Here is a 16,109-nt window from a genome sequence, read left to right as displayed (position 1 = left end):
GGGCTCCTCTTCGGCGATTGCGGCACGGGTGCGCGCTGCGCCACTGGCATCACGTCGTTGACGGTCACGACCGGTACGAATGCCGATGGCGCCGGCTTACCAGCTGTCGTCAGCGCAGTCCCGCTCGTACGCTCGCGCAAGTGAATCCATTTATGCAGTTGGTTCGCATTGACGCCGGCCTTCAGCGCAAGTCCGGCAATCGACGCACCTGGCTGCATACAGGCCTCGACCAGCTTGCGCTTACCCTCTGGATCAAAGCGTCGCTTGCCGGTGGCGGTCACGCCCGTCACGCGCAGCGGAAAGAAATCAACTTCGTTCTCTGTCATCGGTTGCGTCCGCAAGTTGTAGTTGCGGACGCAAGCCTGCGCGCATTCAGCCTGGAATTCTAGGTGTGCTTAAATTCGCGCTTACGATGGTGCTGCGCAAAGCGCCATCTGCATCGGAATCAGTTGCCGCGCGATGATGCTGGAGTCCTCGATGCGGCCATTGCGAAACGCCACGTCGATCCGTTCCGACACCAGGTCGAGCGGCCGGTCGTCGAGCAGCAGGTCGAAGACGATGTCGGGGTACGCCCGTGCAAACGTTTCCAGCAACGGCGCAACGATTTTCCGGCCAAACCCCACCGCCGAGCTGATACGGATCAGGCCGCGCGGCGGCCCCTGCCGCAGTTCCAGCATGTCGTTCATGGCCTCGACGATCTGCGCGACGCCCTGGCGGCAGTTCTCGAAAAATCGCTGGCCTTCGCTGGTCAGCTCGGTCATGCGCGTGGTCCGCTGGAACAGCCGAGTACTTAGTTGCGTTTCGAGCTTCTGGACATTCCGGCTCACGGCTGGCCGTCCGACGCCGAGCCGTTCGGCGGCCTTGGTAAAGCTTCCCTCGCTCGCCACTGCAACGAAGGCAAGGATGCCTGCATAGCTCGCCCCGAAGCTCGCGGACAGCGCATCGGCGCGACCGGTCAGGTCGCGACAAACGCCCTGCCCCGAAGGTTCCGAATGATTCATTTCCGCTTCCTCAGACATGTCGCTCACTCCGATTGCCCGTTGCCGGCGTGGGTCGGCGAACCACTGCACACACGAACGCGAATCAGCTTCTTGCGAGCCACGGGTCGAGACCGATGCGGCCGAGTCGCGCACTCCCGAGCGGCACCAGCGATTTCTCCTCGACGCGGCCGCCGTAGTAACGGGCATCGCGATCGGTCACCACCGTACGCGTATCGCCGACCGATTTCAGATACCGCGCGACGATCTCCGCGAACGGCGCGCGATCCGGGCCCGCGATTTCGACCGTGCCGTTCCGCGGCCCGGTGAGCGCGATCTGCGCGACGAGCGACGACACGTCTTCCGCGGCGATCGGCTGAAACAGGCCGTCGCCGATGCGGACCGTGCCGTCCACCGTGCCGGCATCCGCGATGCCGCCGATGAATTCCATGAATTGCGTCGCGCGAACGATGGTGTACGGAACGCCCGCCGCCTCGATCGCCTGTTCCTGCGCGACCTTCGCCGCGAAATAGCCGTTCTCCGGCATGCGGTCGCAACCGACGATCGACAACGCGACATGGTGGCGCACGCCGGCCGCCACTTCCGCCTTGCCGAGATTGCGTGCCGACGTGCGGAAGAAGTCCAGCACCGCCTGCGGCTCCCATGACGGCGCATTCGCCACGTCCACGACGACGTCCGCGCCCGTCAATGCATCAGCCAGGTCTTCGCCCGTGATGGTATTGACGCCGGTGCGCGGCGACGCAGCCAGCGCATGATGACCGGCTTCGCCGAGCAGCGCGACGACATGCGAGCCGATCAGGCCCGAACCACCGATGACAACGATCTTCATCGCAAAATCTCCTGACGAATGGATTACATTGAACTGCGAGGGGGTACGCGGCGGCGTCGGATCCGTTGAAAGGCGATCGTGACCGTCGCATGCCGTGCCGCAATTGTGGAAGAATCATGTCCTATCCATAAGTGCCAAGAATCGTCGATCGGACTGGTCCATGCGGCATCGATTCCCGTCCTGTTCGCGCTACCCGGGAGACCGTGATGTCCGCGCAAACGCCCCCGCTGTCCATCGAAATCGACCGGCACCACCAGTTGCCCGTCTATCTGCAGATTTGCGAGCGGTTCAAGGCCGCGATCGCCGCCGGTCATCTGCGCCCCGGCGATCGCGTGCCCGCGCTGCGCGGCCTGGCGACGCAACTGAATACGGCGCGCGGCACGGTTGAGCAGGCCTATACGGTCCTAGTCGACGAGGGCTATCTGCAAATGCGCGGCGCGGCAGGCACGTTCGTCTCGCCGTCCCTGCCGGTCTCGCTGACGCAGTCGCTGCCCGCCTCCGCCGAACATGCCGACCCGCAGCGTGCGTCGGTCGGATCGAACGACACGCCGCCGCTACGCCGAGCGCAGCCGATCGCCGTCGCGCTGAGCGGCGAGCCGCACCCGCTGCAACCCGGGCTCCCGGCGCTCGATGCATTTCCGCGCAAGGTCTGGCACCGGCTCGTGTCGCAGCGCGCGCGCAGCAGCGAACGCGCACTGCTCGGCTATCCGGATCCGGCCGGTTACCGGCCGCTGCGCGAACACATCGCCACCTATCTGACGCTGTCGCGCGGCGTCACCTGCGTGCCGGAACAGGTGTTCGTCACCGGCGGCTACCGCGCCACGCTGGAACTCATCCTGCGCAGCCTGGCACGGGCAGACGAGCGCGTGTGGTTCGAGGATCCCGGCTATCTGCTCGCACGCGGGTTCCTGTCCGAGACCGGCGTACAACTCGTCCCCGTGCCGGTGGACGCCGACGGGATCGACGTCGAACGCGGCATGCAGCTGGACGCGCAGGCACGTTTCGCCGTGGTGACGCCGTCGCATCAGAGCCCGCTCGGGCATACGCTGTCGCTGTCCCGCCGCATCGCGTTGCTCGACTGGGCGGAAAAAATGTCGGGGTGGATCGTCGAGGACGACTACGACAGCGAGTTTCGCTATCTCGGCCGCCCGCTGCCCGCGTTGAAGAGTCTCGACCGGCGCGATCGCGTGATCTATTGCGGCACCTTCAGCAAGGCGATGTACCCCGGTTTGCGGCTCGCCTACGCGGTCGTGCCGGAGCGCGCCGTGGAGCGCGTCGAACGCGTGGCGTGCAGCATGAATGCCGGGTCGCCGCCGCTCCTGCAGGCGGCGCTGGCCGATTTCGTCGAACAGGGGCACTTTGCCCGCCATCTGAAGCGCATGCGCGCGCTGTACGGCGAGCGCCGCATGCTGATCGTGCATGCATTGCGTCAGGCGTTCCGCGAGCGGCTGATCGTCGAGTCGCCGGTGGGTGGGATCCAGTTCGCGGTGCGATTCACCGACGGGCCCGATGGGCCGGTCGACGACGTCGCCGTCGCCGCACGCGCGCGCGACGCCGGGCTCGCGGTCGTGCCGTTGTCGATCTGGTATACGAACAGCCATACGCAGCTCACGCCGCGCGGCCTCGTCATCGGGTTCGCGAACATCGTCGACGCGGACGAAGCGCAGCGTCACGCGACAACGCTGCGCGCCTGCGTCGGCCGCTGACGCGCGGGCCGCAGCCGGCCGGAGTGTCACAGTCCTGCGTCAGGGCCCCGATTGGTGTCCGACGGGAAACATTGAATCGCCCGCGACGGCCATACCGTCGCACGGTGCGCTCCGCTAGCATGGGGCGCCCTTCTCGATGGACGAACCTGGAGTCGGGCTGCACCGGAAGATCGCCGCGGTCCGCATACGATCGTTCGCTCCACCTGTTCGTGAAGAGGCCATCTGCCCGGCCGTGCAGCCCCCCTTTGCAACACGCTTCGACAAATGAACGACCGGGAATCGAAGCGTCGCCGAACTCGAGCACGCATCATGAATGACAACACGCTGCAGGCCCCGCCGCTCTCCCTCCTCGACAAGTATCGGGGTCGGGATTTTCAGCCGCTCTATACGACGAGCGTCACCGTGTCCGGTGGCGAGACGGGACACGGCCGCGCATCCGGCGTCGTGCGCTCGGACGACGGAAACCTCGCCGTCGATCTGCGCCTGCCCGCCGAGTTGGGCGGACCCGGCAACGGGACCAACCCCGAGCAATTGTTCGCGGCGGGTTTCGCCGCGTGCTTTCACGGTGCGCTGAACCTGCTCGAGCAACGCGCCGGCATGGAATCCGCCGATACGATCGTGGAGGTGCGGGTTTCGTTTGGCCGCGATCCGATGGACGGCGGCCATGCATTGCTCATAGACGTTCGCGTCCGGATGCCTGGCGTCGATCAAAACATCGCGGAAGAACGGGTTCGAGCCGCGGAGCGCCTGTGCCCGTACGCGAAGATGGCTAGACAAGCCATCGTCAATATCGTGACTGTCGTTGATTGACGCGACGCCCGTCGGGCGGTAGCGACACCTGTCCGCTGAAGACCTTCGTTGCGGCGCTGTCGCGCGTGGCCGCTGCGCCCTGCACTCGGTGGCGCGCCGAGCCCTCGATGAGGCAAATGAAATGCATCTCGGAAAATCGTACAAGTTGTCGGAGTTCCTGATCTGGACACGCTGGAACCTCTACGCGCTTTTCGTCTTCGGGACTGTGCCGGTCATTTTGTACAAGTTCCTGTGCGTCACATGGTTGTCGATCCCGCTGACGATCGTGGTCTCCTCGGAACCGCGACGTCGTTCATCGTCGGCTTCAAGAATGTCCAGACGTACAACCGCGCCACGGACGCGCTGGACATCTGGACCGAAATCGTGGGCAAGAGCCGTCGCTGGGGCCAACTCGCGCGACCACACGATCATCGCGTTATAGGAACGCGAGCGGATCGATATCCGCGACGCCACCGTGGCCGTCGAAGTCACGTTCGGTCGTGATTCGATGGATGGCGGATATGCGCTGATCGCCAATCTCACCGTCCGCATGCCGGGTATCGACCGGCAGTTCGCTGAACGTCTTGTCCGCGGCACGGAACGCCTGTGCCCCTATACGAAGATGGTGCGACAGGGAATCCGCAGCGTCCTCGCCGTGTCGGTGTGACTGAATCTCGCCGGCATACGTGGCGCACGATTGGTGCCGAAGCGACAACAGAGTGCAGGCGCGCCCGGTACTACTGCCCCGCGGGAGCCGCGATTACGATGGTTGCCACGCGGGTCGTGCGATCGATCGCGATACGCAGGGCCGGAAGTATCCATGTCCACAAATCAGGAGAACGGATCATGACGCAACGTATCAACTACTTTCAGCAATCGCCGGAATTCACCAAGAAACTCGTCGAGCTCGACGGGTTGTTTCAAAAGACGACGATCGAAGCGCCGGTCCGCGAGCTCGTCGAGATGCGCGCATCACAACTGAACGGCTGCGCGTTCTGCGTCGACATGCACGTCAAGATGGCCCGGATCCACGGCGAGCGCGAGCTGCGCATGCATCACGTCGCGATCTGGCGCGAGTCGACGCTCTTTTCGCCGCGCGAACGCGCCGCGCTCGCATGGACCGAAGCGCTGACGCAGCTTTCGTCGGATGGCTTGCCGGACGATCTCTACGAACGCGTGCGTACCCACTATTCCGAAAAGGAGCTGTCGGATCTGACCTTCCTCGTCGGTGCGATCAACTGCTGGAACCGGCTGAATGTCGCGTTCCGGATCGTGCCCGGATCGTTCGACAAGACGTTCGGGCTCGACAAGGCCAACCTGGAGTAACGACATGAAACGCAACATGCTCGCACTTGCACCGCTCGCACTGTCGCTGCTGATGCCCGTTCAGCCGGCTGCCGCCGCGCCGCACGCGACCGTTACAACGCTGACCACGGAGCCGTTGCCCGAGTATCCGGGCAAGGAGGTCGAGATGATCGTCGTGGATTATCCGCCCGGCAGCGTCGATCCCGTTCATCGTCACGACGCGCACGCATTCGTCTATGTGCTGGACGGCAGCATCGTGATGGGCCTGAATGGCGGGAAGGAGGTTACGCTCCATGCCGGCGATACGTTCCACGAAGGCCCGAAAGACCTGCACACGGTGGGCCGAAATGCCAGCAGCACGAAGCCGGCAAGATTCGTCGTGTTCCTGATCAAGAACAAGGGCGCGCCGGTCCTCACGCCGGTGAATTAGCGCAATCGTCGTCGAGGCCCGGCAACGCCGGGCCGTTTCCCCGGTTTTGGTCGAGCGAATGCGTCGCGATCGCGCGCGACCCAGGTCGTAATTCTTGACCATGCCGTTCTGTTCAGATTGCCCAACTTAATCAATAGGATTATTGAAGATGAGCGCAACAATCCGCAATGTGCAGCCGGTCACCGCCAACCTTGGAAAAGGCGGATCGGGCGAACTCGTGTCTTCCCGCTATGCCGTGCGCGTGGGCGACGTCGACGTCGTGTTGATTAGCGACGGCGTTTTGCCGCTGCCGACGTCCACCATGTCGACCAACGTGAGCGAAGCCGACCGCAACGAATGGTTCGACGGTCGTTTCCTCCAGCGCGACATGTTCGACTGGGCACTGAACATCGCGCTCGTGCGTAGCGGCGAACGCCTGATCCTGATCGACTCGGGCGTGGGTGACGGATTCGAATACTTCTCGCGCGCCGGTCGGTCGGTGATGCGTCTGGAAGCGGCCGGCATCGACCTGGCGGCGATCACCGATATCGTGATTACACATATGCACATGGACCATGTCGGCGGACTGAACGTCGATGGCGTCAAGGCCAAGCTGCGCCACGACGTGCGCATTCACGTGTCGGCCCCGGAAATTGAATTCTGGAAAAACCCCGACTTCAGCAAGACGGTGATGCCGGAAGCGGTACCTCCCGCGCTGCGCAAGGCTGCTGCAAAGTTCGTGGAACTCTATCGCGAGAACATCGCGCAGTTCGATCGGACCGTGGAAGTCGCCGCGGGCGTGTCGGCCCGCGTGACGGGTGGTCACACGCCGGGACACTGCGTCGTGGACATCACGTCCAACGGCGAGAAACTCACGTTCGTGGGTGATGCGATTTTCGAAGTCAACTTCGACAATCCCGATTGGCAAAATGGCTTCGAGCATGATCCTGAAGGCGCTATCGACGTCCGCATGGCGTTGCTCGACGAAGCGGCTGAAACCGGCGCACTGCTGGCCGCGGCGCATGTCGCGTTCCCTTCCATCGGTCACATTGCAAGGCGCGGTGAAGGTTTCCGCTTCGTGCCGGTACAGTGGGACTACTGATCGATACTCGACTCTCGACCATCGTCGTATAGGTGGCCTTGACGGTTGCCGGAGAACTGCCGCGAGCTCACATGACTCGCGGCGGTTTTTTCGTCAATAGTCGCCGGCACGAGCGACGATCGAATCGACTGAAAGTCCTGCCAGCGGCGTTGCAGCGAAAGCAACATCGTGGTTCGCGAATCTGCCTTCCGACGCGAATCGCTACACGATACGGTTGATGCCGGCGTACTGAACTCCTACCCTTCAACGGAGCACATCATGCGATCGAGGATTTTATTTCCCGCGCTGCTATGCACTTCAGCAGCAGTAGCGGTCATCCCGGCGACAGCCGGCGCGGCGCCGTTCACCATCAGGGTCGATGACCTCAGTCACGGACACTTCACGAACGAACATGTGTACGGAGGTTTTGGCTGTCACGGTCGGAACGTTTCACCGCGCATTTCGTGGACTCACGTTCCGCGCGGCACGAAGAGCATCGTCGTGACAATTTTCGACCCCGATGCGCCGACCGGCGGCCTCGGCTGGACTCACTGGGCGATCGTCAATATTCCACCTTCGACGTCGTCGATCGAAAAAGGCGCTTCCGGCAATCCGACGTTCTTGCCGGCGGGCGCGGTCGAGACGTTGACGGACTTTGGCGAATCCAGATACGGTGGGCCCTGCCCGCCTGAGGGAGCATCGCATCGATATGTCGTGACGGCGTCGGCCCTGGACGTGGCAAAAATTGACGTGGCGTCGGCGGCGAGTCCTGCGCTCGTCGCCTATCAGATGCACGGGAAAGTCATCGCTCAGGCCAAGTACGTCGCCAGATATCGTCGCGCCTTGACTGACGATTGATGGGTGCAATTACGCGGGGCGATCGGCTGCGTCGATACCCAATCTGGAAAGACTGGGCATGTCGACGGAACCTGGACTCATCACATTGGCCCCGATACCGCGCGCTTTGAATTCGAGCGCCCAACTGCGAGCGAAAGCTTCGAATACTTTCGCACGGGAGCTGGCCATGCAGCCTGCCGGATGGGTGACACCGACGATGCGCGAACTGCACCGATTCAAGGTCATTCGCCGGAACTAGAAATTGCGCGCGACGCCGACCATGAACATGTCCTGATCTTTGTCGTTGCCGGTTGCGACACGATTGAAGCGCAAGCTTGCCGCCCAATCGTTCGTGATCTGATAAGCCACTTGCGCGCTGAGCAACGCATTGAGTCGTGTCGTGCCCGAAACATCGTTCCGATCCCGCGACAGATACGGACCGACGCCTGCCGAAAGCGTCCATTTGCTCCTGATCGGCGCGACGTACCACAATTGCGCGGCCACGCCGCGTCGGCCGGCAACGCCATTGTTGCCTTCATAGATGAAGCTCGCCGAATAGGCCCACGCATTGCCGAGCGGCCGTTTGACTTCGACCATGTATCCCTTCTCGATCGGCACTTGAGGACGGTTCGTCTGCGACGTCCCGGCCCAAACGCCGACCTGCGTCTTGCCGTCCGAAAACGCCGGGCCCGGATCGCCGCCGAAATCCGAGCCGATACCGAAGAGCACCGCGTCGGAATTGAATCCGCCGATCATCTGGACGTGGTTGTACTGCAGCTTGAGGAAGAAGCGATTGGGAACGACGTAATACCGCACCGCTGCCGACGCGCGTACGCCCCAGCGCTTGTCGTTGCGTGGCTGGCCGTCGACATGCGTCGTGTCCATGCTGAAATACGGGCCCGCCGAAAATTCGAGCGCCACACGACTGCCGACCGGCCAACGAAACGAACCCAGGGCGGCAAAACCGTCACGGTGGTGATCCAGCGGATGCCCCTCGTTCAAATATGCAAGGTAGACGGAGAGGTAGTCATTCAAGACGTCGCCGAAGCCGACTTCGTACGCACGCCAATGCATGTCGCCGCCCTCGGTCGCGCGTCCGCCGCCATACACCGCGTAGACGTTGAGCGTTCTCCCGGATGGTGGGGGCCCGCTCGGCGAGCGCGAAGGACCCTCCTCGGCGTGCGCGTGTCCCGGCCCCGACAGTATTGTCAGACCAGCGATCGAGCTTGCGAGGACGAAGCGCGAACAGATGCGACGGCACTTTCCCATTTGGACACCCCCACCCTGGTCAGCACGATTTACTGGAAAAGCTGATAGCGATTATAGGCGGCGTCCGATCAGGCGGAGGACGTGCAGCGAGGCTGAAATGCGACATATCGCCGATCCCGCCAAACCGCTCATTCACCCTGCAACTACCACTACTGCCAGTACCTGCGCTGTCCCTGCCCCCTTAACCTTGTCGTCATCGCTGGCGCGCCGTCGAAGGCCGCGCCGCTTCGACCGGAGACAGGACAGATGCCATTCGACTGGACACAGGAACAGCACGCGACGCTTGCGCGGTTTCGCGAGATCGGCGCGGGGATCGCCGCCGCCGTGGAGCAGGACGGCCGTGCCCCCGCCGCATTCGACGAAGCCGGCTGGACGCGGCTCGGGCACGAAGGGCTGTGGGACATGATCGTGCCCGAGACGTATGGCGGAGACGGTCACGGCTGGTGGCATTTTTCCGCGGCGCTCGAAGGGCTTGCGTCGTCGATCCGCCGCCCGGCGCTGCTGCTGTCGGTGATCGCGCAGGCCGGCATGGTGCGCGCACTCGAGCGCCATGGCACGGCGGCGCAGCAGGACCGCTATTTCGGCGCGATCCTGCGTGGCGAACTGAGCGCAACCGCGATTGCCGAGCCGGGCACCGGCACCGACGTGCGCAGCATCGCGACGACGCTCGCCGAGCACGGCGACGGCTACCGGTTGACCGGCAGCAAATTCAATATCGCGCATGCGCCGCTTGCGCGTTTCATCCTCGTCGTCACGCGCATCGAAACGCCGGGCCGGCGCAATACCGCGCTCGTGATCGTCGATCGCGACCAGCCGGGCATGACGGTGGCCGCGCCCGACCGCAAGCTCGGCCTCGAAGACCTGCCCACCGGCGCGCTGCATTTCGACGACTGTCCGATCACGCGCGGCCAGTTGCTCGGCGAACCGGGCGCCGGCCTCGGCAACCTGATCGACATTATCTCGCTCGGCCGTCTCTATTACGGCCTCGTCGCGGCCCAGGTGACGGCGCCCTATCTGCGCGATGCGATCGGCTATTGCCGCGAGCGACGCAGCTTCGACAGCACGATCGATGCCCACCAGTACGTGCAGCGCCGCCTCGTCGACCTGCGGATCGGCATCGAGCGCGGCACTTGGCTCGCGCGCGGCGCGCTCGCGCAGTTGCTGACGGATCACCCGCAGGCGTTGATGACGTGCTCGATCGCGAAGCTGGTCGGCGCGCAGGATCTCGTCGACGGCGCGATCGGTCTCGTGCGGCTGTACGGCAGCCTCGGCTATCAGGCCGGGCCCGTGGCCGCGTTCGCGTCGGACGCGCTCGGCTTCATGAGCGTCGGCGGCACCGAGGAAATGCATCGCAAGAACATCTTCAACCAGATGATGCGCGCCGGCTGAGTGCCCGCGCCATCGCCACGCGCTCCACGCGCCCTACAGGAAACCACGCATGACACCGACGAACCGACGCCCTTCCCGCCTGCGCCGCTCCTGGCTGTTTCTCGCCGGCGCCGATCACGATGCGCTCGTTGAAGGCACCGCGAGCGGCGCGGATGTGCTGATCCAGGAACTGGAAACCTTCACCCCTCCCGACCGGCGCCCGGCCGCGCGCGAACTGAGCGAGCGCGTGCTCGCGGGCTGGCGCGACGCCGGCGTGCTGGCGTCCGTGCGCGTGAACCCGCTCGACGCGGGCGGCATCGACGACCTGCGCGCCGCGATGCGCGGCCGCCCGGACATCGTGATGATGTCGTACGTGGCGACGCCCGAGCAGGTCGTCGCGCTCGACGAGGCCGTCACGCGCTTCGAGCGCGAATACGACATCGCGCCGGGCTCGACCGAACTGGTGCCGAACGTCGAGACGACGCTCGGCCTCGTGAACACGATGGCGATCGCGCGCTCGAGCCCGCGTGTGTCGGCCGTGCTCGTCGCGACCGAGGACATGGTGGCCGACATGTGCGCGGAACGCACCCGTGCGGGCCGCGAGCTCGACTACGTGCGCTCGCGCTTTCGCGTCGAATGCGCGGCGGTCGGCGTGACCGCGATCGACTGCCCGTACAGCTATGCCGACAACGAAGGCGCGGAACTCGACATGCGCGTGTCGCGCGGCCTCGGCTACCAGGCAAAGGCGATCGTCAACGCGCAGTTCGTGCCGGTCGTCAATCGCGTGCTGACGCCGACGGCCGATGAAGTCGCCCTCGCGCGCCGCGTGATCGACGCATTCGATCACGCGCGGCGTACCTCCGGCGGCCGCCGCGTGGCCGCCGCCGTCGTCGACGGCTTCCTCGCGGAAGTCCCCGACTATCTCGCCGCGCATCGGCTGATCGCCCGCGCGACGCAATTCGGCATCGCATGAGTGTCGCCATGGATACGATTGCCACGCGCCTGAAGGCGCTGAAAACCCTCGCGTATGCCGCACCGCACGTGCCGGCCGACAACTGGGCCGATACGCCGCACGCGCAGTTCGAACGCTGGCTCGACGAGGCCGTGACCGCGGGCGCGCTCGAACCGCAGGTGAGCACGCTGTCCACGGTCCACCCGGACGGACGGCCCGATGCACGTTCCGTCGTGCTGCTGAACCTCGACGCTCGCGGCTGGCACTTCGCGGCGAACGCGCGCAGTCCCAAGGGGCGCCAGCTCGCGAACCGGCCATTCGCGGCGCTGACGTTCTACTGGCCCGCGATCGCGAGCCAGATCCGGCTGAGCGGCCCGGTCGAGCGGTTGCCGGACGCCGAAGGCCATGCCGATTTCGCGAGCCGCCCCGAGCGGTCGCGCGCGAGCATCCTGGCCGGACGGCAAAGCGAACGGCTCGACGATCCGGCCGACCTGACGCGTGCGATCGACGCGCAGCTCGAACGGCTGGCCGCCGATCCGGCGCTCGTGTCGGCCGATTGGCACCTGTATGCGCTGGCACCCGACGAAGTCGAGTTCTGGCGGGCCGACAGTTCGCGCCGGTTCGCGCGGCAGGCTTATCGTCGCGCCGGCGAGCACTGGGAGCGGTGTGCGCTATGGCCGTGACGCCTGACGAACCGCCGTCGCCGGCGTGCGACGGCGCGCACGACCGCCTGCACGACGACACGCGGCTCGCGCACGCGGGCCGCGACAGCGCCGCGTGGCACGGCTTCGTCAATCCGCCCGTGTACCACGCGTCGACCGTGCTCAGCCCGACGGTGTCGGATCTGCTGAACCGCACGCAGCCGTATATCTACGGCCGTCGCGGCACGCCGACGACGGACGCGCTCGAGCGCGCGGTGACGAGCCTCGAAGGCGGCGCCGGCGCGGTGCTGTGCCCGTCGGGCCTGTCCGCATGCACGCTCGCGCTGCTGTCGTGCCTGAAGCCCGGCGACCATCTGCTGATGACCGCATCGGTGTACGGTCCGGTGCGTCACGCATGCGAAGGCGTGCTGGCGCGGCTCGGCGTCGAGACGACGTGGTACGACGGCAGCACGCCGGTCGCCGCCGCGTTTCGTCCGAACACGCGCGCACTGTACGTCGAGGTGCCCGGCTCCTACACGTTCGACATGCACGACATCCCTGCCCTCGTCGGGCTCGCGCATGCACACGGCGCGCAGGTCATCGCGGACAACAGCTGGGCCACGCCGCTGTTCTTTCAGCCGCACGCGTTCGGGATCGACGTGTCGATCCAGGCCGGCACCAAGTATCTGGTCGGGCACTCGGATGCGATGCTCGGCACGGTGTCGGCCAACGCACGCGCATGGCCCGCGCTGAAGCAACTGCATGGCGATCTCGGACTGTGCGCGGGCCCCGACGACGTGTATCTCGCGCTGCGCGGGTTGCGCACGCTCGGCGTGCGGTTGCGGCAGCACCAGCGCAACGCGCTCGCGGTCGCGAGCTGGCTCGAGCGGCGTCCCGAGGTGCAGCGCGTGCTGTATCCGGCGTTGCCGGGCGACGACGGCCACGCGCTGTGGCGCCGCGATTTCCGCGGCGCGTCCGGGTTGTTCTCGGTCGTGCTGCAGCCGGCGCCCGCGCATGCGATCGACGCGTTTCTCGATCACCTGGCGTTGTTCGGGCTCGGCTATTCGTGGGGCGGCTACGAGAGCCTCGCGCTGCCGTTCGAGCTGGATGCGCACGGCCTCGCGGCGCGTTGGCCGTCCGGCAGCCGCGGCGTGCGCCTGCACATCGGCCTCGAGGATGCCGGCGACCTGATCGCCGATCTTGCGGCGGGCCTCGACCGCTACGCGGCATGCGCGTCGATCGCCGCCTGCGAGGATGCCGCGCGATGCTGACCGTCTGGGGCCGCCGCACGTCGTTCAACGTGCAGAAGGTGTTGTGGCTCATCGGCGAGCTCGGCCTGCCTTACCGGCATATTGCGGTCGGCGGCGAGCACGGCTCGCTGCAGACGCCCGCGTTCGCGGCGCTGAATCCGACCTGCCGGATTCCGGTGATCGACTGGGACGGCGACGTCGTGTGGGAGTCGCACACGATCCTGCGTTATCTGGCCGCGCGCGTGCCGAACAATCCGTTCTGGTGCCGCGACACGTTCGCCCGTTCCCGCGCGGAGCGCTGGATGGACTGGTCGCAGACCGCGCTCGAACCCGACGTGATGACCGGGTTGTTCTGGGCACTCGTGCGAACGCCGCCGGAGCGGCGCGACGACGCGATCGTGCTCGACAAGGCCGCACGCAGCGCGACGCATTACCGGCTGCTCGACCGGCTGCTGTCGACCCAGCCGTTTCTCGGTGGCGCGTCGCCGGGCCTGGCCGACATCCCGGCCGGCGCGACGCTGTTCCGCTATTTCTCGCTCGACGTCGAGCGGCCGCCGTTGCCGCACGTCGAGGCCTGGTACGCCCGTCTGTGCCGACGGCCCGCCTACCGCGAACAGGTGATGGTGTCGTTCGACGCGTTGCGCGGCCAGCCGGGCTGACCTTCTACCGACCACACGACATGACGCACTTAGCCCTTCGTCCGATCCTGATCGTGCTGCATCGCGAGCAGTCGAGCCCCGGCCGGATCGGCCGGCTGCTCGCCGCCCGCGGCCATCCGCTCGACATCCGCCGCCCGCCGCTCGGCGATCCTTTGCCGGCGACGCTCGCCGACCATGCGGGCGCCGTGGTGTTCGGCGGGCCGATGAGCGCCAACGACGGCGATCGCTGGATCCGCGACGAGATCGACTGGATCGGTGTACCGCTGCGCGAGGCGGCGCCGTTTCTCGGCGTCTGCCTCGGCGCGCAGATGATGATTCGCCACCTGGGCGGCCGCGTGAACGCGCATCGCGACGGGCGCGCGGAAATCGGCTACTGGCCGATCGCCGCGACGCCGGCCGGCCGGCGGCTCGGTTCATGGCCGTCGCACGTGTACCAGTGGCATCGCGAGGGCTTCGAACGCGTGGCCGGGCTCGAGATCCTCGCGACCGGCGAGCATTTCGAGAACCAGGCGGCTCGTTACGGGCCGTGCGCGTACGGCGTCCAGTTCCATCCGGAAGTGAGCTATCCGATGATGCGGCGCTGGAGCACTGCGGCCGCGCACAAGCTGACGGCGCCCGGCGCGCAGGATCTGGCGACGCAGGCCAGCGAAGGCCGCCGGCACGATCGCGCGACGGCCGCGTGGCTCAGCGCGTTTCTCGACCGCTGGCTCGACGAGACGCCGGCATCAGCGTCAGGTCGGCACCGTCACGTCGGAGATGCTGATCAGCCCCCACTCGACCGCGCGCAGCACGGCTTCGTGCCGACGTGACACGTTGAACTTGCGGCGGATGTTCATGAAGTGGAAGTTGATGCACGACTCGGTCACGTTCAGGATGTGGCCGATTTCCCACGAGGTCTTGCCGGCCGCATGCCAGCGCAGGCATTCGACTTCCCGCCGGCTGAGGCGCGGCACGCTGTCGGGCGGTGTGTGGCAGCGCGTGCCCGCGATCGCTTCGCAGGCGATGTCGCGCAGCAGCGTGAGCGCCGCCAGATGCCGGTCGCAGCGCTCGCGCGTGGCGGCGAGATCGTCCGCGCTCGCGCACGACAGCATGCCGACCTCCCCCTTCGGGCCGCGCACGGGCAGCACGACGCCGCTGCGCATGCCGTACGCGGCCGCCGCTTCGTAGCATGGCCGTTGCCCGGCCAGCCCGAACAGCGTGTCGTCCCAGACGAGCGGCAGCGCCGAGCGGAAGCAATGTTGCAGCGTCGGATCGATGCGGTCGAACTGCCGCTGCCGGTACAGCGCCGTCCAGCCCGGCACGCCGCTGCTCCACTTGCGCGCGAGATCGAACGATGCGCCGGTAAACGGCAACACGATCAGCACGACCTTGTCGAATCCCATGCCGGCGGCCGCGTCGGTCATCCGCTGCCATGACGCATCCGTGTCGCCGGGTACCAACCATTTCAGGCAATCCAGTCCTTTCATACAAGCCACCCCGTTTATTAGCTGGAATCTGCAATCAGGCGGACTTGCGCAACCGGTTCGAGGCGTTGCGCGCGAACGGGCCGCGCTAGACCGCCTCCGTCAAGCGTCGCCGACCCGCCTGCTTCGCGTCGTCGAGCGAAGCCGTCACGTCGAACGGAATCCCGAACGCCTTTTCGATGCCGGCCGCGTTGGCGATGGCCGCTTCACGCTCGCGCGGGTCCGGTTCGACCGACACGAGCGCGCGGCAAACCGCGGCGAGCGCGGCGCGGTTCTGCTTGAGCCACATGCCGCGCTCCTTGCGGTCGTCGTGCGGCTCGTCGGGGCGGGCCGGCGGAAAGATCATGACAAACGGCTCGCCGTGCCGCATCAGCGCGTGCATGTCGTCGAGCCAGCGCTGCGCGTAGCCGGCGGATGCGATTGCATCGTTGCGCACGACGACGAGCGGAAATTCCGTGACGTCGAACACGGCGAGCGCCGCCAGCGCGGACGGCGCGTTCTGAGCGTGGTGGGTAGGCATCGGGTCAATCTCCATCGAATTGAACAACATGGG

At 66.0% G+C, this 16,109-nt stretch carries 18 protein-coding genes and 2 pseudogenes; 14 read left to right on the top strand and 6 right to left on the bottom strand.

Annotated elements, in window-relative coordinates:
* The 3 genes and pseudogenes from tnpA to AC3IFE_RS03055 form a co-directional block, all read right to left on the bottom strand.
* The coding region (gene tnpA / locus AC3IFE_RS03065) for an IS66-like element accessory protein TnpA (protein WP_489189557.1) at positions 1-326 on the bottom strand (326 nt) is incomplete at its 3' end.
* A gap of 84 nt (positions 327-410) precedes the next feature.
* A pseudogene (locus AC3IFE_RS03060) lies at positions 411-1,001 on the bottom strand (LysR family transcriptional regulator); the annotation flags it as partial.
* A gap of 82 nt (positions 1,002-1,083) precedes the next feature.
* Positions 1,084-1,827: an SDR family oxidoreductase gene (locus tag AC3IFE_RS03055; protein WP_489189556.1), complete on the bottom strand. Its 744-nt coding sequence runs from the start codon at positions 1,825-1,827 to the stop codon at positions 1,084-1,086.
* Between the two features lie 206 nt (positions 1,828-2,033).
* On the opposite strand from AC3IFE_RS03055, the gene pdxR reads away from it, so the two are divergent.
* The 8 genes and pseudogenes from pdxR to AC3IFE_RS03015 all read left to right on the top strand — a co-directional run bounded on the left by pdxR (position 2,034) and on the right by AC3IFE_RS03015 (position 7,975).
* On the top strand, positions 2,034-3,533 hold the full coding sequence (gene pdxR, locus AC3IFE_RS03050; RefSeq protein ID WP_089467483.1) for a MocR-like pyridoxine biosynthesis transcription factor PdxR: 1,500 nt from the start codon (positions 2,034-2,036) through the stop codon (positions 3,531-3,533).
* A gap of 309 nt (positions 3,534-3,842) precedes the next feature.
* Complete coding sequence (locus AC3IFE_RS03045; protein WP_089467482.1) at positions 3,843-4,343, top strand: Ohr family peroxiredoxin; 501 nt, start codon at positions 3,843-3,845, stop codon at positions 4,341-4,343.
* Between the two features lie 121 nt (positions 4,344-4,464).
* Positions 4,465-4,742, top strand: a pseudogene (locus AC3IFE_RS03040) (bestrophin family protein); the annotation flags it as partial.
* A 55-nt stretch (positions 4,743-4,797) separates the two neighbouring features.
* Positions 4,798-4,989: a hypothetical protein gene (locus AC3IFE_RS03035; protein ID WP_256979609.1), complete on the top strand. Its 192-nt coding sequence runs from the start codon at positions 4,798-4,800 to the stop codon at positions 4,987-4,989.
* Between the two features lie 179 nt (positions 4,990-5,168).
* Positions 5,169-5,648, top strand: coding sequence for a carboxymuconolactone decarboxylase family protein (locus tag AC3IFE_RS03030; RefSeq protein ID WP_089467481.1), 480 nt, complete (start codon positions 5,169-5,171; stop codon positions 5,646-5,648).
* Positions 5,649-5,652: 4 nt separating this feature from the next.
* A complete protein-coding gene (locus AC3IFE_RS03025) occupies positions 5,653-6,057 on the top strand; it encodes a cupin domain-containing protein (RefSeq protein WP_089467480.1) in 405 nt (134 codons plus the stop codon).
* A 148-nt stretch (positions 6,058-6,205) separates the two neighbouring features.
* The gene (locus tag AC3IFE_RS03020; RefSeq protein ID WP_489189555.1) at positions 6,206-7,138 is read left to right on the top strand and encodes an MBL fold metallo-hydrolase; all 933 of its coding nucleotides are present in this window, start codon (positions 6,206-6,208) and stop codon (positions 7,136-7,138) included.
* 258 nt (positions 7,139-7,396) lie between these two features.
* Positions 7,397-7,975, top strand: a complete 579-nt coding sequence (locus AC3IFE_RS03015) for a YbhB/YbcL family Raf kinase inhibitor-like protein (protein ID WP_489189554.1) — start codon at positions 7,397-7,399, stop codon at positions 7,973-7,975.
* A gap of 234 nt (positions 7,976-8,209) precedes the next feature.
* Here the strand turns inward: AC3IFE_RS03015 and AC3IFE_RS03010 are convergent, their stop codons facing one another.
* On the bottom strand, positions 8,210-9,223 hold the full coding sequence (locus AC3IFE_RS03010; RefSeq protein ID WP_489189553.1) for a hypothetical protein: 1,014 nt from the start codon (positions 9,221-9,223) through the stop codon (positions 8,210-8,212).
* A gap of 246 nt (positions 9,224-9,469) precedes the next feature.
* On the opposite strand from AC3IFE_RS03010, the gene AC3IFE_RS03005 reads away from it, so the two are divergent.
* From AC3IFE_RS03005 to AC3IFE_RS02980, 6 genes are read left to right on the top strand one after another with little or no spacing between them, the layout of a single operon-like run.
* Positions 9,470-10,612, top strand: coding sequence for an acyl-CoA dehydrogenase family protein (locus AC3IFE_RS03005; protein ID WP_489189552.1), 1,143 nt, complete (start codon positions 9,470-9,472; stop codon positions 10,610-10,612).
* A 49-nt stretch (positions 10,613-10,661) separates the two neighbouring features.
* Positions 10,662-11,564 carry an HpcH/HpaI aldolase/citrate lyase family protein gene (locus AC3IFE_RS03000; RefSeq protein ID WP_489189551.1) on the top strand — a complete coding sequence of 301 codons (903 nt, stop codon included), beginning with the start codon at positions 10,662-10,664 and terminating at the stop codon, positions 11,562-11,564.
* 8 nt (positions 11,565-11,572) lie between these two features.
* Positions 11,573-12,226: a pyridoxine/pyridoxamine 5'-phosphate oxidase gene (locus tag AC3IFE_RS02995; protein WP_179233389.1), complete on the top strand. Its 654-nt coding sequence runs from the start codon at positions 11,573-11,575 to the stop codon at positions 12,224-12,226.
* Positions 12,217-13,455, top strand: coding sequence for a cystathionine beta-lyase (metC, locus tag AC3IFE_RS02990; RefSeq protein ID WP_301739108.1), 1,239 nt, complete (start codon positions 12,217-12,219; stop codon positions 13,453-13,455). The genes AC3IFE_RS02995 and metC overlap by 10 nt, the downstream gene beginning before the upstream one ends.
* Positions 13,449-14,093, top strand: coding sequence for a glutathione S-transferase family protein (locus tag AC3IFE_RS02985; protein ID WP_089467963.1), 645 nt, complete (start codon positions 13,449-13,451; stop codon positions 14,091-14,093). Before metC ends, AC3IFE_RS02985 begins: the two co-directional genes overlap by 7 nt.
* Positions 14,094-14,113: 20 nt before the next feature.
* The gene (locus AC3IFE_RS02980) at positions 14,114-14,902 is read left to right on the top strand and encodes a glutamine amidotransferase (RefSeq protein ID WP_489189550.1); all 789 of its coding nucleotides are present in this window, start codon (positions 14,114-14,116) and stop codon (positions 14,900-14,902) included.
* On the opposite strand, the gene AC3IFE_RS02975 is transcribed toward AC3IFE_RS02980, so the two are convergent.
* Positions 14,825-15,559, bottom strand: coding sequence for an autoinducer binding domain-containing protein (locus AC3IFE_RS02975; RefSeq protein ID WP_089467471.1), 735 nt, complete (start codon positions 15,557-15,559; stop codon positions 14,825-14,827). The two genes, AC3IFE_RS02980 and AC3IFE_RS02975, sit on opposite strands and share 78 nt — an antisense overlap.
* Positions 15,560-15,644: 85 nt before the next feature.
* Positions 15,645-16,076 carry a hypothetical protein gene (locus tag AC3IFE_RS02970; RefSeq protein ID WP_089467962.1) on the bottom strand — a complete coding sequence of 144 codons (432 nt, stop codon included), beginning with the start codon at positions 16,074-16,076 and terminating at the stop codon, positions 15,645-15,647.
* Between the last annotated feature and the right edge of the window lie 33 nt (positions 16,077-16,109).

It is taken from the genome of Burkholderia sp. APQ4-4ca (assembly GCF_057837105.1).
This window is presented reverse-complemented; position numbering and strand designations above follow the sequence as displayed.

Coding starts and splice junctions, on each gene's coding strand:
- AC3IFE_RS02970 (WP_089467962.1), bottom strand. CDS start 16,076: ATGCCTACCCACCACGCTCAGAACGCGCCGTCCGCGCTGGCGGCGCTC.
- AC3IFE_RS03030 (WP_089467481.1), top strand. CDS start 5,169: ATGACGCAACGTATCAACTACTTTCAGCAATCGCCGGAATTCACCAAG.
- AC3IFE_RS03020 (WP_489189555.1), top strand. CDS start 6,206: ATGAGCGCAACAATCCGCAATGTGCAGCCGGTCACCGCCAACCTTGGA.
- AC3IFE_RS02995 (WP_179233389.1), top strand. CDS start 11,573: ATGGATACGATTGCCACGCGCCTGAAGGCGCTGAAAACCCTCGCGTAT.
- AC3IFE_RS03025 (WP_089467480.1), top strand. CDS start 5,653: ATGAAACGCAACATGCTCGCACTTGCACCGCTCGCACTGTCGCTGCTG.
- AC3IFE_RS03010 (WP_489189553.1), bottom strand. CDS start 9,223: ATGGGAAAGTGCCGTCGCATCTGTTCGCGCTTCGTCCTCGCAAGCTCG.
- pdxR (WP_089467483.1), top strand. CDS start 2,034: ATGTCCGCGCAAACGCCCCCGCTGTCCATCGAAATCGACCGGCACCAC.
- AC3IFE_RS03005 (WP_489189552.1), top strand. CDS start 9,470: ATGCCATTCGACTGGACACAGGAACAGCACGCGACGCTTGCGCGGTTT.
- AC3IFE_RS02975 (WP_089467471.1), bottom strand. CDS start 15,559: ATGAAAGGACTGGATTGCCTGAAATGGTTGGTACCCGGCGACACGGAT.
- AC3IFE_RS03015 (WP_489189554.1), top strand. CDS start 7,397: ATGCGATCGAGGATTTTATTTCCCGCGCTGCTATGCACTTCAGCAGCA.
- AC3IFE_RS02985 (WP_089467963.1), top strand. CDS start 13,449: ATGCTGACCGTCTGGGGCCGCCGCACGTCGTTCAACGTGCAGAAGGTG.
- AC3IFE_RS03000 (WP_489189551.1), top strand. CDS start 10,662: ATGACACCGACGAACCGACGCCCTTCCCGCCTGCGCCGCTCCTGGCTG.
- metC (WP_301739108.1), top strand. CDS start 12,217: ATGGCCGTGACGCCTGACGAACCGCCGTCGCCGGCGTGCGACGGCGCG.
- AC3IFE_RS03055 (WP_489189556.1), bottom strand. CDS start 1,827: ATGAAGATCGTTGTCATCGGTGGTTCGGGCCTGATCGGCTCGCATGTC.
- AC3IFE_RS03045 (WP_089467482.1), top strand. CDS start 3,843: ATGAATGACAACACGCTGCAGGCCCCGCCGCTCTCCCTCCTCGACAAG.
- AC3IFE_RS02980 (WP_489189550.1), top strand. CDS start 14,114: ATGACGCACTTAGCCCTTCGTCCGATCCTGATCGTGCTGCATCGCGAG.